The organism is Streptomyces sp. P13-3-3, assembly GCF_050571355.1.
In the GTDB taxonomy this organism is placed as follows: domain Bacteria; phylum Actinomycetota; class Actinomycetes; order Streptomycetales; family Streptomycetaceae; genus Streptomyces; species Streptomyces althioticus.
The window spans coordinates 3,957,883-3,973,061 of the sequence record NZ_CP192228.1 but is presented as its reverse complement, the minus strand read 5'-3'; the positions used below and the strand labels follow the sequence as shown (position 1 = coordinate 3,973,061).

11 protein-coding genes and 1 pseudogene are annotated in these 15,179 nt (G+C 75.6%); 5 read left to right on the top strand and 7 right to left on the bottom strand.

The window, feature by feature from the left end:
• Positions 1 to 24: 24 nt before the first annotated feature.
• Positions 25 to 1,659 carry a cell division protein PerM gene (locus tag ACQZOG_RS18260; protein ID WP_380825187.1) on the bottom strand — a complete coding sequence of 545 codons (1,635 nt, stop codon included), beginning with the start codon at positions 1,657 to 1,659 and terminating at the stop codon, positions 25 to 27.
• Between ACQZOG_RS18260 and ACQZOG_RS18255 the strand changes: the two are divergent.
• Together ACQZOG_RS18255 and ACQZOG_RS18250 are read left to right on the top strand one after the other, a co-directional pair.
• Positions 1,591 to 1,923: pseudogene (locus ACQZOG_RS18255) on the top strand (helix-turn-helix domain-containing protein); the annotation flags it as partial. The gene ACQZOG_RS18260 and the pseudogene ACQZOG_RS18255 overlap by 69 nt on opposite strands.
• A 588-nt stretch (positions 1,924 to 2,511) precedes the next feature.
• Positions 2,512 to 3,339 carry an RNA polymerase sigma factor gene (locus tag ACQZOG_RS18250; protein ID WP_286199466.1) on the top strand — a complete coding sequence of 276 codons (828 nt, stop codon included), beginning with the start codon at positions 2,512 to 2,514 and terminating at the stop codon, positions 3,337 to 3,339.
• Positions 3,340 to 3,427: 88 nt separating this feature from the next.
• Here ACQZOG_RS18250 and sucD read toward each other — a convergent pair whose 3' ends face one another.
• The 3 genes from sucD to ACQZOG_RS18235 form a co-directional block, all read right to left on the bottom strand.
• Positions 3,428 to 4,312: a succinate--CoA ligase subunit alpha gene (sucD, locus tag ACQZOG_RS18245; RefSeq protein WP_033272382.1), complete on the bottom strand. Its 885-nt coding sequence runs from the start codon at positions 4,310 to 4,312 to the stop codon at positions 3,428 to 3,430.
• A gap of 27 nt (positions 4,313 to 4,339) precedes the next feature.
• Positions 4,340 to 5,521: an ADP-forming succinate--CoA ligase subunit beta gene (gene sucC, locus ACQZOG_RS18240; protein WP_033272383.1), complete on the bottom strand. Its 1,182-nt coding sequence runs from the start codon at positions 5,519 to 5,521 to the stop codon at positions 4,340 to 4,342.
• A gap of 569 nt (positions 5,522 to 6,090) precedes the next feature.
• Positions 6,091 to 6,675: a hypothetical protein gene (locus ACQZOG_RS18235; protein ID WP_430741659.1), complete on the bottom strand. Its 585-nt coding sequence runs from the start codon at positions 6,673 to 6,675 to the stop codon at positions 6,091 to 6,093.
• Between the two features lie 81 nt (positions 6,676 to 6,756).
• On the opposite strand from ACQZOG_RS18235, the gene ACQZOG_RS18230 reads away from it, so the two are divergent.
• On the top strand, positions 6,757 to 7,311 hold the full coding sequence (locus tag ACQZOG_RS18230; protein WP_430741658.1) for a hypothetical protein: 555 nt from the start codon (positions 6,757 to 6,759) through the stop codon (positions 7,309 to 7,311).
• Positions 7,312 to 7,455: 144 nt separating this feature from the next.
• Here ACQZOG_RS18230 and ACQZOG_RS18225 read toward each other — a convergent pair whose 3' ends face one another.
• The 3 genes from ACQZOG_RS18225 to ACQZOG_RS18215 are packed head-to-tail and all read right to left on the bottom strand — an operon-like array spanning position 7,456 to position 12,184.
• A complete protein-coding gene (locus ACQZOG_RS18225; RefSeq protein ID WP_430741657.1) occupies positions 7,456 to 8,634 on the bottom strand; it encodes a VWA domain-containing protein in 1,179 nt (392 codons plus the stop codon).
• Entirely contained in the window at positions 8,631 to 11,030 is a 2,400-nt protein-coding gene (locus ACQZOG_RS18220; RefSeq protein WP_430741656.1) for a DUF5682 family protein, read from the bottom strand. Before ACQZOG_RS18220 ends, ACQZOG_RS18225 begins: the two co-directional genes overlap by 4 nt.
• On the bottom strand, positions 11,027 to 12,184 hold the full coding sequence (locus tag ACQZOG_RS18215) for an ATP-binding protein (protein WP_033272387.1): 1,158 nt from the start codon (positions 12,182 to 12,184) through the stop codon (positions 11,027 to 11,029). Before ACQZOG_RS18215 ends, ACQZOG_RS18220 begins: the two co-directional genes overlap by 4 nt.
• 134 nt (positions 12,185 to 12,318) lie before the next feature.
• Here ACQZOG_RS18215 and ACQZOG_RS18210 point away from each other — a divergent pair, with 134 nt between their 5' ends.
• Entirely contained in the window at positions 12,319 to 13,386 is a 1,068-nt protein-coding gene (locus ACQZOG_RS18210) for a hypothetical protein (protein WP_430741655.1), read from the top strand.
• A gap of 124 nt (positions 13,387 to 13,510) precedes the next feature.
• On the top strand, positions 13,511 to 15,145 hold the full coding sequence (locus ACQZOG_RS18205) for a DUF5691 domain-containing protein (protein WP_430741654.1): 1,635 nt from the start codon (positions 13,511 to 13,513) through the stop codon (positions 15,143 to 15,145).
• Positions 15,146 to 15,179: the final 34 nt, after the last annotated feature.

Below are 15,179 nucleotides of genomic sequence, written 5' to 3'. Positions count from 1 at the left end.
GGGCGGTGGGTGTGGTGCGTGCGCTCACGCGGGTGGGCGGGGGCCGGTGTCCTTGGGGAGGTCGTTCGCGGGCCCGGGGTCGCGCGGGGGCGCGAGGTCCTCCAGGGGTGAGGTGGGGGCGGAACGCGGGACAAGGCCCAGGGGGTCCGCGTCCGTACGGAGGGCGTCGAGGTCGCCGTCGTCGTCGAGGAGCAGGTAGGGCTCGTCCGCGGCGGCGGGCCCGGGGGCGGGCGAGCGTCCTGCGCGCTTCCGCTGGAACCAGGTGCCGCGAGGGAGCCGTTCCCTCAGGGCCGGGCGCGGGAGGGCCGGACGGCGACGGCGCGCGGCCACACGGTCCGGACGACGCTCGCCCCTCCCGTACGCCCCCCGCAGGCGCCAGGCCCGCACGGTCAGGGCCGTCGCGGCGGCCGCCGGCCCGAGCCACACCGCCGTGGCCAGGCCCACCTGCCACCACACCGGGCCGAACCGGGCCAGCGCGGCCGTGCCCAGCGGGCCGCCCGCCAGCCCGGCGAGCAGCGCCATCAGCAGCCCGCACAGCCCCGCCGCGAACGCCGCCGCACCGGCGGTCCGCCCGGGCGTCCGGATGCCGAAGCGTCCGCCGCCCGACACGGATCCCCGACCGACGAACCACCCCACCACGACCCCCGCCGTGAGCGGCAGCGCCGCGACCGTCCCGTGCAGCGCCGTGCCCGCTCCGGGGTCCGGCACCGCCGCCAGCAGCGGGAACGGCGGCAACAGCGGCGCCGCCTGCGCACCGAGCGGCGTCACCGCGACGTCCGTGCCGAGCAGGAAGCCGGGACCGAGGGCGTAGGCCGCCGCCCACACCGCCGCGTTCGGCAGCAGCGTGACGCAGAGCAGCAGCACCGCCAGCCACCCCGACCAGCCCTCGGTCAGCCGTCCGAACGTACGGCGGGTCTCGCCGAGGTGCCAGCCCAGCGACACCGTCAGCAGCACCGCGCCACCCGCGACCAGCACCGTCGCCCCGGCCGCCGCCGCGCGCGCCGCGACTCCGGGACGGCCGTCGGGGCCCAGCACCAGGTGCCGCGCGCTCCGGGGCAGCACGGCGCCCAGCACCTGCTCCAGCGGTCCGCTGGGCCGTCCGTACGCGGTCCACACGCCCGCCCCGGCGGCCACGAACGCGACCAGCGGCACGCACAGCGCCGTCCACGCCCACGACGGGCGCAGGGCACCGCCGGTTGCGTAGAGGGCGGCGGGGGCGGCGACGGCGAGGTAGCCGAGGACGACACCCGCCCAGGCGATGCGGCCCGGCATCAGCGGGGCGTTGTCGCGGGCGTCCCCCTCGGCGGTGTCCCGTGCCGCCCGGTGCAGCAGCCACACCGGCACCACGGCCAGCAGCAGCGGGGGCACGCCCATCGGGGCGGGGGCGCCGGAGAGGGTGTCGACGCGGACCAGTTCGGCGCCGTGCGCCAGCAGCCACAGGGCCGCCGCGACGTGCAGGGCGCCGCCGGGTCCGCTGTCCGGGTAGGGCGAGCTGACCCACAGCAGCATCACGAGCACGGTGAACGCCGCGAGGCCCAGCCCGGCCGCGAGGGCGCCGCCGACCAGGCCGTTGGCCAGCCCGGGCGAGCGGTGACGCACCCGGCGGAGCAGGGAGGCCGGCATCGATCGGCGTACGGTCGTCTGGATCACGCCCGCCATGCTCCCAACGACACGCGCTTTACCGGCGTAACAGGCGAAGCTCGGCTGTGTCGCTCAATATACGTTTATGTACTTTTCTGTACTGAGGGACGTCCAGTGACGCGGAGCCCTGCCGTTCCGCTCCCCCCGCCGAACGAACGCCGACGCCTGCGGGAGGCCTGCGCGCTGACGCGCGCTCAGCTCGCGAAACGTCTCGGGGTGCGCCCCGACACGGTGCGCGCCTGGGAGTCGGGGCGCAGCACACCTCGGGGGCGCAACAGGGTCGCGTACGCGGACCTGCTGTCCACGCTGACGGCGGACACGGCCCGTCAGACGCCGCACGTGGTCGACGGGGTGACGATCCGTACGGCACAGGTCGAGGGCGGTGGAGGCGCGGCAGCCCTGGACCCCGCCGAGTTCGCCCTGACCCCGACGGCGCTCGTGTCGCCGCAGCCGGCTGACACGTCGTCGGGTCCGGACGCGTCGTCGGCGGACCGACCTGCGCGGGAGGCCGGGCGAGCGCCGGGCCCAGGCAGGAAGCCGGAGAGCGGGACCGAGTTGGACGGCGAGCCGGCGTCGAACGGCGGATCGGAGCCTGAGCGGGGGCCCGAGTCGAAGGGCGATCCTGCGTCGGGGCGGGAGGCGGCGCCGACAGGCGCCTCCGGGCCGGCCCGTGAAGCTGAACCGGGCCCCGCGTCGCCACCGGAGCGGAACGCTGTACCGGTGGGCGGGCCCGACTCCGTGTCGGCGCGCCGGGGGCCGTCCCGCGGTGGAGCCCTGCCGGCGCCGGGCCGGGCGGACGAGGGCGGTGGGCGTCGGCGACCCTCCTGGGCTCGGGTGCTGCGGCCGTCGGGGCGGGAGCGCGCGTCACGGGTGGTCCCCGCCGCGCGGGGTGCGGGGCCGTATCTGACGCCCGCGCAGGCCTTCGACGCGCTGTACGCGTACTGCGCTCCCGCCCTCGTCCGGCAGGCGTACCTGCTCACCGGGCGGCGCGACCTCGCGCACGAGTCCGTGGAGCGGGCCTTCCAGCGCGCGTGGGACCACTGGCCGGAGGTGGCCCGCGACCCTGACCCGGCGGGGTGGGTACGGGCGGCCGCGCACGACTGGGCGCTGTCCCCCTGGCACCGCCTCCGCCGCCGCTACCGGCACCCCGAGCCCCCGCCGCCCGAGGAGGACGACCGCGCGCTGCTGGACGCGCTGCTGAGCCTGCCGCCGTCGTACCGCCGCGCGCTCGTGCTGTACGACGGCGTCGGCCTGGACCTGCCCGAGACCGCGGCGGAGACGGAGGCCAGCACGCGCGCCACGGCCGGGCGGCTGACGCACGCGCGGGAGGTCCTCGCGGAGCGGCTGCCGGAGCTGGCCGATCCGGGGGAGCTGCACGACCGGCTGGCGGAGCTGGCGTCCACCGGCCGGACGCGGGCGGCGGAACCGGCGGCGGTCCGCGGCGGCGGCGAGCGCCGGGCGCGTCTGTGGACGCGGACGGCGGCGGCCGTCACCGTCGTCCTGATCGGCAGCACGGCGATGACCCTGAGCACGGCGCCCACGCACTACGTACCGCCCGTGCCGCCGGGCGAGACGGTGCGGGGCGTGCCGCCCCGGGTGGCGCCGGGTCCCCTCTCGGACAAGCAGCGCGAGCTGCGCGACCACCTGCGCGAGGCCCTGCTCGACGGCCCGGAACGCCTCTCCCCACAGGCCCGCTGAGCCGCGTCCGCGCGGGAAACGACGGGTGGGCCCGTCCCCCGGCCAGGGGAACGGGCCCACCCGTACGATGCGCTGTCGCGCCGGCGGTTCAGCCGGCGAGGATCGCGCGCGCCAGCTTGGCGGTCTCGGTCGGCGTCTTGCCGACCTTGACGCCGGCGGCCTCGAGGGCCTCCTTCTTCGCCTGCGCGGTGCCGGAGGAGCCGGAGACGATGGCGCCGGCGTGGCCCATGGTCTTGCCCTCGGGCGCGGTGAAGCCCGCGACGTAGCCGACGACCGGCTTGGTCACGTTCTTCGAGATGTACTCCGCGGCACGCTCCTCGGCGTCACCGCCGATCTCGCCGATCATGACGATCAGGTCGGTCTCGGGGTCGGCCTCGAACGCGGCGAGCGCGTCGATGTGCGTGGTGCCGATGATCGGGTCGCCACCGATGCCGACGGCGGTCGAGAAGCCGATGTCACGCAGCTCGTACATCATCTGGTACGTCAGCGTGCCGGACTTCGAGACCAGGCCGATGCGGCCCGGCTTGGTGATGTCGCCCGGGATGATGCCGACGTTGGACTGGCCCGGGGTGATGATGCCGGGGCAGTTCGGGCCGATGATCCGGGTCTTGTTGCCCTTCTTGCCGGCGTACGACCAGAAGGCGGCCGAGTCGTGCACGGCGATGCCCTCGGTGATCACGACGGCCAGCGGGATCTCGGCGTCGATGGCCTCGACGACCGCGTCCTTGGTGAACTTCTCCGGCACGAAGATGACGGAGACGTTGGCGCCGGTCTTCTCGATGGCCTCCTTGACGGTGCCGAAGACGGGTACCTCGGTGCCGTCGAAGTCCACGGTCTGACCCGCCTTGCGCGGGTTGACGCCGCCCACGACGTTGGTGCCGTCACCGAGCATGAGCTTGGTGTGCTTCATGCCCGTGGCGCCGGTCATGCCCTGGACGATGACCTTGCTGTCCTTGTTGAGCCAGATAGCCATGGTGTGTTGTGTCCTCGTCCTGAGTGCTTACTTGGCGGCGTTGGCCAGCTCGGCGGCCTTGTCGGCCGCGCCGTCCATGGTGTCGACGCGCTGCACCAGCGGGTGGTTGGCGTCGGTGAGGATCTGCCGGCCGAGCTCGGCGTTGTTGCCGTCGAGGCGCACGACGAGCGGCTTCTCGACCTTCTCGCCGCGGTCCTCCAGCAGCTTCAGGGCCTGGACGATGCCGTTGGCGACCTCGTCGCAGGCGGTGATGCCGCCGAAGACGTTGACGAAGACGGACTTGACGTCCGGGTCGCCGAGGATGATCTCGAGGCCGTTGGCCATGACCTGGGCGGAGGCGCCACCGCCGATGTCCAGGAAGTTGGCCGGCTTGACGTCGCCGTGCTTCTCACCGGCGTACGCGACGACGTCCAGGGTGCTCATGACGAGACCCGCGCCGTTGCCGATGATGCCGACCTCGCCGTCGAGCTTGACGTAGTTGAGGTTCTTCTCCTTGGCGGCGGCCTCGAGCGGGTTCGCCGCGGCCTTGTCGTGGAGCTCCTCGTACTCGGGGTGACGGAACTCGGCGTTGTCGTCGAGCGACACCTTGCCGTCCAGGGCGATGACGTCGCCGGAGGCGACCTTCGCGAGCGGGTTGACCTCGACGAGGAGGGCGTCCGACTTGATGAAGGTGTCCCACAGCTTGATCAGGACGTTGGCGACCTTGTCCGCGACCTCGGCCGGGAACTTGGCGGCCTCGACGATCTCGCGGGCCTTCGCCTCGTCCACGCCGTCGATGGCGTCGATCGCGATCTTGGCGACGGCCTCCGGACGGGTGGCCGCCACCTCCTCGATCTCCATGCCGCCCTCGACGGACGCGATGGAGAGGAAGGTGCGGTTGGCACGGTCGAGGAGGAAGGAGACGTAGTACTCCTCCAGGATCTCCGGGGCCGTCTCGGCGATCATCACCTTGTGGACCGTGTGGCCCTTGATGTCCATGCCGAGGATGTCGGTCGCACGGGCCACGGCCTCGTCCGCGCTCGCGGCCAGCTTCACGCCGCCGGCCTTGCCGCGGCCACCGACCTTCACCTGGGCCTTGACGACGGACTTGCCACCGAGACGCTCAGTGGCTGCGCGGGCCGCCTCAGGCGTGTCGATGACTTCACCGGCCAGCACCGGTACATCGTGCTTGGCGAAGAGGTCCCTCGCCTGGTACTCGAACAGGTCCACGCGCTTCCGTCCCTATCAGTGATCTCGCGGTTCGTTGGATGCGTGGGCGTGCCGCGAAGGGCAACGTGACGTCCGCTCTGTCACAAGGGAGGCGCACACGGTGTCCGAGCGCGCGGCATGTCCGTCTCGCAGGTTATCGCCGCATGGGGGGAGCCTCTAAATCGCGAGTCACACGTGAGCGGTGATACCTGTCACATGATGTCGGCTTCTCCGGCACCGCGTGCCGCGCGTGAGGGGCCTCACCGGGCTGGGGTTGGCCCGGTGAGGCCCTGCCGAACAACCCGGACGGGCGGTGAAGCCCTGATCCGGGGTTGCGGGGCGGTCGGCCCCCATTCCCCAATGGGGGCCGGCCTCCCCTCCGCGAGGTCGCGGCCGGACGAACCGACGGCTTTCGGCTGTCCGGGTCCTTCCCCGCGGAGTCCTTTGTTACCCGTGAGTCAGGAACGGGTGACAGGCGGGTGCGCACCGGAGGACGAAGGGACGGCCGGTCCACGGCGGTTTCGGCCGGGACGGGGCATCTGTCCGTACGGACGGCTGCGCGCGCCTGCGCGGGAAGGTCGCCGTACGGCCTAGGCGGGCGGGACGTGGACGTCCCGGCTGTGCTCGCGCGTGCGCGGGGTCTCCGCGGGCGCGGCGGCACCCGGCACGAGCCGGGGCACGGGCCGGTGGGCGGCGGGCACGGCACCGGCGTCGGCGTGCCGGGCGGTGCCCTGGTCGGCGGACGACCGGCTGCCGAGAGCGCCGTCGCCCTTCCCCCTGTCCGTGGGGACGGGGGGCGCCTGGGGCGGGGCGGCGGTCGCCCGGGAGGCGGGAGCCGGCTCAGGGGCGGTGGGAACGCCGTCGGGGGTGGTCGTCACGGAGGGCCGAGGGCCTTGGGTGACGGGGGCAGATGGAGTGGCGGGGGTGTCTACCGCCGTCGGCGGGGGCACGGGCGCCTGCTTGCCGGGGGCGGCCGGAGCGGCGGGAACGGGGAGGAGACGCGCGGGGAGGCCCGCGAGCTCCGGGAGGGCCGGCAGGACGGGGAGCCCCGGCAACACCTGAGGCGGCAGCACGGCGGGGTGCTCCAGGACGGGCAGGGACACGGCAGGCAGGGACACGGCGGACTGGGACACTGCGGACAGGGTCGAGGTGACGGCGCCCAACTCCTGGGTCACGCCACGGACCACCTGCCCGACGGGCCGCAGAACGGGTCCGAGCGGCCTTCCGGCAGAGACCTGTGGCTCCACAGGGCGCCCTTGCTCGTCCGATTGCCCGGCGACCGGCTGCACAACCCGTTCCACGACAGGTCGCACCACCCGCTCGTCCGCGACACGCACCGCCTCACCGAGAGACAGCGCGGCCCGCTTCACCCCCGACCGCGCATGGATCTCGGCGCCGGGCCGCGCCGCCTGCTCACCGCCCGGCTGCGCCGCCCGCGTCTGGGCAGGCCGCGCATCGGTCCCGGTCACGGGCTGCGCGACCGCCCCGGCGTCAGGCCGCGAGCCCCGCTCGCGCTGCAGAGGGTCAGCAGCAGGGCGCAGGGCGCTCCCGGCCGGCTTCTCGGGCTGAGGCCCGTCGGTCCTGGACACACGTCCGTCGCCGCCCGCCGTGAGGCCGTCCAGCACGGATCCGACGCTCCCGGCGTCCATCCGCACCACCCCGGCGGACGGGCCGTCCGCGGCCTGGGCCCGCTCCCCGAACAGGACGCCCAGGACGAACACCGCCCCCGCCACCAGCGCCAGCCGCACCGCACGCCTGCGGGCCGCGGCGCGCACCACGCGCGCGGCGGCCCCGGGCAGGGCTGTTGCTGACCAGGTCGACAGGGCGTTCCCTCTCCGGACTGCGGGGACCACCGGGACACCTTCACGGGTCCTCGATCGAACGCCCCCGATCCTTGCACGCGCCGCCCGCGATCCCGCAACCCCCGTGTCACCGATGGGCACTCATGTCCGTTTTCAGCGCGGGGAGTCGGGCCCGGCCGCCCCCGCGTCCGGTATCGGCAGCGGCCGCCTCTCGATCGCCGCCGCCATCACCTCGGGGAAGAGGTCGGGGGTGCAGGCGAACGCCGGCGCGCCCAGCGCCGCCAGGGCCGCCGCGTGCTCCCTGTCGTACGCGGGCGCGCCCTCGTCGGAGAGGGCGAGCAGCGACACGAACTGCGCGCCGGACGCCTTGATCGCCGCCACCCGCTTCAGCATCTCGTCGCGTATCCCGCCTTCGTAGAGGTCGCTGATCAGCACGACGACCGTGTCGGCGGGCCGGGTGATGCGCGACTGGCAGTACGCGAGCGCCCGGTTGATGTCCGTGCCGCCGCCGAGCCGGGTGGCGAAGAGGACGTCCACCGGGTCGTCCAGTCGCTCGGTCAGGTCGACGACCTCCGTGTCGAAGACGACGAGCCGGGTGGCGACCGCCCGCATCGACGCGAGGACCGCCCCGAACACCGACGCGTACACGACCGACGACGCCATCGAGCCGGACTGGTCCACGCAGAGCACGACCTCCTTCCGCACCGACCGCGAGGCGCGCCCGTGGCCGACGAGCCGCTCGGGCACGACGGTGCCGTGCTCGGGGAGGTAGTGCCGGAGGTTGGCGGCGACGGTGCGGTTCCAGTCGATGTCGTGGTGGCGGGGCCGGCGGACGCGGGCGCCGCGGTCGAGGGCGCCGGTGAGGGTGGCCCGGGTGCGGGTGGCGAGCCGCTTCTCCAGGTCCTCGACGACCTTGCGCACGACCTCCCGTGCCGTCTCCCTCGTCGTCTCGGGCATCGCCTGGGTGAGGGAGAGCAGCGTGCCGACGAGGTGCACGTCGGCCTCGACCGCCTCCAGCATCTCGGGTTCCAGCAGCAGCGTGCCGAGGCCGAGCCGGTCGATGGCGTCGCGCTGCATGACCTGGACGACGGAAGTGGGGAAGTAGGTGCGGATGTCACCGAGCCAGCGCGCCACCGACGGCGCCGACGCCCCCAGTCCTCCCGCCCGTTCGCGCCCCGCCGTGGGGGTGTCGTCCCTGCCGTAGAGGGCGGTGAGGGCGTCGTCGACCGCGGTGTCCTGTCCGGACAGCGCGTGTCCGGTGCCGTCGGCCGCGTCGCCGCCGAGTACGAGCCGCCACCGGCGCAGCCGCTCCCCCGCCGCGTCCTCCGTCATCGCCGCACCTCCACTCGCTCCCCGCGCGTCCCCTCGTCGCCGTCCGGCCCCAGCAGCAGCCGCAGCACCGGCGAGACGGCGTCCGCCCGCGTCTCGTCCACGCCCGGCCCGAAGCCGGGTGCTCCGGCCGCCGCGCGGTCCGTGCGGTCACGTCGCCGCGGTCCCCGGCGCACCAGTTCCCCGAGCGTGCGCCGCACCCCCGGCTCGTACGCCGAGAACGTGCGGCGCAGCAGCGGCAGCACGTCCGTGAACGCCTCCGCCGGGACCGCCGTCAGCCACCGGTCGACCAGGCCGAACAACCGCTCGTCGTGGACCAGCAGCAGCCCGCCGCCGGAGCCGCCGACGAACCCCTCGATCCACCCGGCCGCGTCCGCCGGGGGTGTGCCCGGCGACAGCACGAGCCCCATGAGCCGCGCCGCCTCGTCCTGCGCCAGCTCACCCTCGTCGAGCAGGAGGCGCACCGCCCGCCCGCGCAGCACCCCGGGCACGGTGTCCCGTGCGGACAGCGTCCGCAGCACGGCCCGCCAGCGTGCGCGCAGTCTCCCGTCGCGCGCCGCGGGGACGTCGGCGAGCAGGCCCAGCGCGCCGTGCACCGCGTCGACATGGCCCCGCATCTCCTCGGCCGCGTCGGCGTCCAGCCCGGCGCAGGCCGGGGGCAGTCCGACGAAGACCCGCTCGGCGAGGCCCACGGCGACCTCGGCGAGAGCGGCGGTGTCGGTGCCGCGGACGTCGCCGTAGCGCAGGGACCGGACGAGGGCGGGCAGCGCCTGCGCGAGGTGGGCGACGTCGGTGTCGAGGGCGGCGCGGTCGGCGAGGACGCGCATCACCACCGGCAGGGCGTCGGGCAGGGCGGCCAGCAGGCAGTGCTCCGCGAGAGCCGTGACGTCGGCGAGGCCGCGCGCGGTGACCGCGTCCGCCTCCGCCTTGGCCGTCGCAGCCGCGAGCACGGTCGTCCCCCACACCCCCGCCTCGGCGGTGCGCACGGCCAGTTCCGGCTCCCAGCGCAGGCGCCAGGTCTCCCGGAAGGTGCCGGTGCCGGGGCGTGAGGCGGCCGGGCGTCCCCAGTCGATGCCGAGCAGCCGCAGCCGGTGCAGCAGCCGGCTGCGCTCCGCTCCGGTGTCCTCGCGCAGGTCGAGGTCCAGCTCCCGCTCGACCGCCTCCGGTCCGAGCCGCAGCCGGCGCTGCGTCCGCTCCAGGTCCCGCTGCAACGGCACCGCGGGCACCGTGTCCGGCACCTCCCCCAGCACGTCGCCGACGACCAGCCGGTCGCGCACCAGCGCCAGCGGCACGTCGGAGCCCTCGCACATCACCGCCCGTACGGCGTCGGTGGCCTCGCCCAGGCCGGGCAGCGGCCGTCCGCGGAGGGCGGCGAGGGTCTCGGCGAGCCGCACCGCCTCGATGACATGCCCGGGCGACACGGTGCGGTCCTCGGCCCGCAGCAGTCCCGCGACCCTGGTCAGCCACCGCTCGACCGGCCGGTCCGGGGCGGCGAACAGATGCGCGTACCACCCGGGCGAGTCGATGCCCGCGCCGTACCCGCCGGCCCGGGACAGTCTGCGGTGCGTCCACGGCACCCATGTCACGTCCGTCTTCACCTTCGGCAGCCCCTTGAGCAGCGCCCGGTCGGCCGTCACGCCCGTACGCCGCCGGAGCGCCGGCACGTGCCACGCGCCGCAGACCACGGCCACGCCGTCCCCGAACTCCCGCCGCGCGTCCCGTATCCGCAGCCGCATGTGGGCCTCACGGATCAGGTCCCGCCGGTACCCGCCGCTGCCGTACGTCTCCCGCAGCGCCGTCATGGCCTCCTCCAGGGCGGTGAACGGCGCGAGCGCGTCCCCCTTTCCCGCGCCCCGGTGCTCGACGACGTCCTCCCACCAGCGCTCGGCGTCGTCGTACCCGGCGGTGCCGGCGAGCACCCCGAGCGGATCGACCCGCACGTCCTCGCCCGGGGCGTCCTGCTCCCCCGCGTCCGTGCCGCCTTCCTCCCCGTCCTTGTCTCCGCCGTCCCCGTCCTGCTCGTCCGTGTCCTCCTCGTCCTCCTCGTCCCGCTCCCAGGCGAGCGTGTGGGCGGCCGGCAGGTCGATGAAGCGGGCGGGCACCCCGTGCTCCAGCGCCCAGCGGAGCGCGACCCACTCCGGGGAGAACGCGGCGAGCGGCCAGAACGCCGACCGGCCGGGCTCGTCCACGGCGTGGGCGAGCAGGGCGACCGGCGGGCGCATGTCCTCCGACGCGGCCAGCGGGACCAGCGGGTCGGCCTCGGGCGGGCCCTCGACGAGCACGACGCGCGGCCGGGACGCCTCCAGCGCGGCCCGCACGGCTCTCGCCGACCCGGGCCCGTGGTGGCGCACGCCGAGCAGCAGCGGCTGCCCCGCGTCCCGTGCCTGGCCCCCGTTCATGCGCCGGCCTCGCGGCAGGCCCGGTAGAAGTCCGACCAGCCGTCGCGCTCACGGACGACGGTCTCCAGGTACTCCTGCCAGACGACACGGTCCGCCGCCGGGTCGCGGACGACCGCCCCGAGCACGCCCGCGGCGACGTCACCGGCCCGCAGTACGCCGTCGCCGAAGTGGGCGGCGAGGGCCAGACCGCCCGTGACGACGGAGATCGCCTCGGCCGTCGACAGCGTGCCGCTGGGCGACTTCAGCTTCGTCCGCCCGTCGGCGGTCACACCGTCGCGCAGTTCGCGGAAGACGGTGACGACCCGTCGGATCTCGTCGACGCCGTCGGGCACCGCCGGCAGGTCCAGCGACCGCCCGATCTGCTCCACCCGGCGGGTGACGATGTCGACCTCCGCCTCCGGACTCTCCGGCAGCGGCAGCACCACCGTGTTGAACCGTCGGCGCAGGGCGCTGGACAGCTCGTTGACCCCGCGGTCCCGGTCGTTGGCCGTGGCGATCAGGTTGAAGCCGCGGACGGCCTGCACCTCCTGCCCGAGCTCCGGTATCGGCAGGGTCTTCTCCGACAGGATCGTGATCAGGGAGTCCTGGACGTCGGCCGGGATCCGGGTCAGCTCCTCGACGCGGGCCGTCCTGCCCTCCGCCATCGCCCGCATCACGGGGCTGGGGACCAGGGCGTCGCGGCTGGGGCCGTGGGCGAGCAGCCGGGCGTAGTTCCAGCCGTAGCGGATGGCCTCCTCCGGAGTGCCGGCCGTGCCCTGCACCAGCAGCGTCGAGTCGCCGCTGACAGCGGCGGCCAGATGCTCGGAGACCCACGTCTTGGCGGTGCCGGGCACGCCGAGCAGCAGCAGGGCGCGGTCGGTGGCGAGTGTGGTCACCGCGACCTCCACGACCCGGCGCGGGCCCACGTACTTGGGGGTGACCACCGTGCCGTCCGGCAGCGTCCCGCCGAGCAGGTAGGTGGCGACGGCCCACGGCGACAGCCGCCAGCGGGCGGGGCGCGGACGGTCGTCCTGGGCGGCCAGCGCGGCCAGTTCGTCCGCGAAGGCGTGCTCGGCGTGCGGACGCAGGGTGTCCGGCCGCACGGTGCCGGTGTCCGCGGGCACGGAGCCGTTCCGACGCGGGTCGACGGACGTCGGTTCTGCGGACGCAGACATGGCTGGGTCCCCCCTCCAGCTCGGCCGGTTCGGATCTGTCACCCACCGTGCACCACGCCACTGACAATCACCCCCGACCTGCACACATGCCCGGCCGACACGGACTGTCAGTGGCGGGACCTACCGTCGGAGACATGACTGATCGGGGGGTGCGCAGGACCGTGACCCGGGCACCGGCACAGACATGTGACGCCGCGTCGGACGGCGCGGGAGAGGCGGAGGCCGCTGCCGCCGCGTCCCCACCGCCCGTCTCCCCGGCCGCCCGGCGGCGTGCCGAGCGCCGGACCGAGCGGATCACGGCGGGGGCGGCCGAGCTGGAGCAGCGGCTGGCGGACCTGCTCCGCGGGGGGCTGATCTCGGCCGCGCAGTCCGGTCCCGCCCTGTGGGAGGAGACCGCGGCCCGCATGGTCGACGCGCAGGCCCCGGGCCTGGCCGGCCGGGTCCGGGACCTGGGGGCGCTCGCGAGCGCCGGCGCGGGCGGCGACGCCCCCGTACGTCTGCTGGAGGAGTGCGCTCTGCTCCATCTCCTGGCCCGTGCCTGGCTACGGCGCGACCGGCTGCCCGAGCCGCTCGCCGCGACGGTCCGCTCCCGTGTCGGCCTGACCGCGTCGCCGGAGGGCCCCGCGATCCGCGACGACTGGCTGGTCCTCGCCCAGTACGACACCTCGGACGGCCGCCTGACCACCCGTCGCATCTGGCTGCACGGCACGGCGTCGGGCCGTACGGCGCTGCTCCTCTCCTACGGGGCGGCCGGCCGCGCCCCCGACCTGACGCTCCCGGCCGGGCTGGCGGTCGACGCGGAGCTGACCCCGTACCCGGGCGCCGGGCAGCCACGGATGGCGCTGACCGAGCGGTTCGGGGTGCCCGTGCCGACGACCGTGCGCCCGCCGGGCACGACGACGTCCGGGGCGCTCGCCCGCTACGGCGCCGCGCTGCGCGACGACCCGTGGCGGGAGTCGGTCCCGGTGACGCTCGACCGTGTGGAGCCGGTCCCGGACGGTGACGGCTGGCAGCTGGCCGACGCCGACGAGGACCATGCCCTGCCGGTCGGCGCGGCGGCCCGGTCCCGCCCGGCACTGTGGCGGCTGGTCGCCCTCTCCGGAGGCGCCCCGGTCCGGGTGTTCGGCGAGTGCGGCCCCCGCGGTTTCACTCCCCTGGCGGCCTGGCCGCAGGGTCCGGGAGAGGCGGTCTCCCTGTGCTGACCAGCCACTTCCGCCTCTCGACCACCTTCGGTCCCACCGCCTCCATGCATCTTTCGGACATCGCTGGACACTCGGTGCGCGTGAGTCTTCGACCGCACCGGGACCCCCGTCGGAAAGGAAGCTCATGAGCAGGACGACCGCCACCGTGGCCGCGTCCCTCCCGGACCACTGGGAGGAGCTGGTGACCGCGGCTCTGCTGGGCACCGACCGGCGCGTCCCGCCGGGCGCGGCGCCCGGACCACAGGCGCCGTCCGACCTGCTCGACGGGGCCGCGGCGGCGACCGTACGGCGACGGGCCGGGCTGCGCCCCGCGCGGCCCGCCGAGCGGCTGCGCCCCGCCCCCGAGGACCCGCGCCCTCCACTGCCGCAGGCCGCCGCCCGCAGGCTCGGGGCGCTGCTCGCCGACCGTCCCGGCGCGTCCGGCGCCGGCCGCCGGGGCGCGGCGCCGGACCTGATGGAGCTGCTGCCGCAGTGGCTCCAGGCGGCGAACGCCCGTGGCTACGCGGCGCCCCCGCAGGCGCTGCCCGCCCTGCTCGACGCGGCGCGGGGCCGCACCGACCTGCGACCGGCGGCGCTGCGGTTCGCGGGCCCGCGCGCGCTGTGGCTGGCCCGGCTCAACCCGGACTGGCGGTTCGCCCTGCGCGCGGCCCCCGGCGGCGGCCCCTCGGCGCCCGACCTCCGGGATCCGCAGGGCATACGGCGGCTCTGGCAGGAGGGCCTCTTCGCCGAGCGGGTCACGCTGCTCACCGCTCTGCGCTCCCGGGACGCGGCGGCCGCGCGGACCCTGCTGGAGGAGACGTGGACGACGGAGCGCGCCGAGGACCGGCTGATGTTCCTGGACTCCCTGCGCGCCGGACTCGGCCCGGACGACGAGACCTTCCTGGAGCGGGCGCTGGCCGACCGCAGCCGCAACGTACGGGCGACGGCGGCCGAGCTGCTGTCGGCGCTGCCCGCCTCGGCGCTGGCCGCGCGGATGGGGGCGCGCGCCGCGGTGTGCGTGGCGGTGGACCGTACGCGGGACGTGCCGACGATCGTGGTGGAGGCTCCGCACGAGTGCGACGCGGCGATGGAGCGTGACGGTGTGGCGGCCACGGCGCCGGCCGGTCGCGGGGAACGCTCGTGGTGGCTCGGTCAGTTGGTGGAGGCGGCGCCTCTCGGTACCTGGCCGGGGCGGCTCGGCGGGCGTACGCCCGAGGAGATCGTGGCGCTGCCGGTCGCCGACGGCTGGCAGGGCGAGCTGCACGCGGCCTGGTGCCGGGCGGCGGTGCGGCAGCGGGACGCGGCATGGTCGCGCGCGCTGCTCGGGGAGCCGTCCGCGCCGGAGGCGGGCGGCCCGGGGGCGGTGTCCCTGGCCGAGCGCGCCCGGCTGCTGGCCACCCTGGACGCCGGTGAACGGGCGGCGTGGGTGGCCGGGTTCATCGAGACGCACGGCCTGTCCGAGGCGTTCCAGCTGCTCGGGGTGTGTGCGGTGCCCTGGGCCCCGCCGCTCGGACGGGCCGTGGTCGACGCGCTCAACATCGCGCGGGACGCGCGGAGTTATCCATGGAGTTTCAGCGGAGTCATGGGCCTGGCCGAGCGCTGCCTCGACCCGTCCGAGGCGAGCCGTCTGGACGCGCTGCTGGCGATACCGGACGAGCCGGAGGACGCGGCGCCCGGCGCCGCGAGCTACTGGTCGGAGGCGTTCCAGCGCCTGGTGACCACGTTGCGGCTGCGCGGCGCGATGCTGGCGGAGCTGGCTCCGGAGGAACCGGCGCCCTGACCGGCCCGGCCGGTCCCGTCACGCCCACGCTCAC

Coding starts and splice junctions, on each gene's coding strand:
- ACQZOG_RS18260 (WP_380825187.1), bottom strand. CDS start 1,659: ATGGCGGGCGTGATCCAGACGACCGTACGCCGATCGATGCCGGCCTCC.
- sucD (WP_033272382.1), bottom strand. CDS start 4,312: ATGGCTATCTGGCTCAACAAGGACAGCAAGGTCATCGTCCAGGGCATG.
- ACQZOG_RS18225 (WP_430741657.1), bottom strand. CDS start 8,634: ATGACGGAGGACGCGGCGGGGGAGCGGCTGCGCCGGTGGCGGCTCGTA.
- ACQZOG_RS18220 (WP_430741656.1), bottom strand. CDS start 11,030: ATGAACGGGGGCCAGGCACGGGACGCGGGGCAGCCGCTGCTGCTCGGC.
- ACQZOG_RS18205 (WP_430741654.1), top strand. CDS start 13,511: ATGAGCAGGACGACCGCCACCGTGGCCGCGTCCCTCCCGGACCACTGG.
- ACQZOG_RS18215 (WP_033272387.1), bottom strand. CDS start 12,184: ATGTCTGCGTCCGCAGAACCGACGTCCGTCGACCCGCGTCGGAACGGC.
- ACQZOG_RS18210 (WP_430741655.1), top strand. CDS start 12,319: ATGACTGATCGGGGGGTGCGCAGGACCGTGACCCGGGCACCGGCACAG.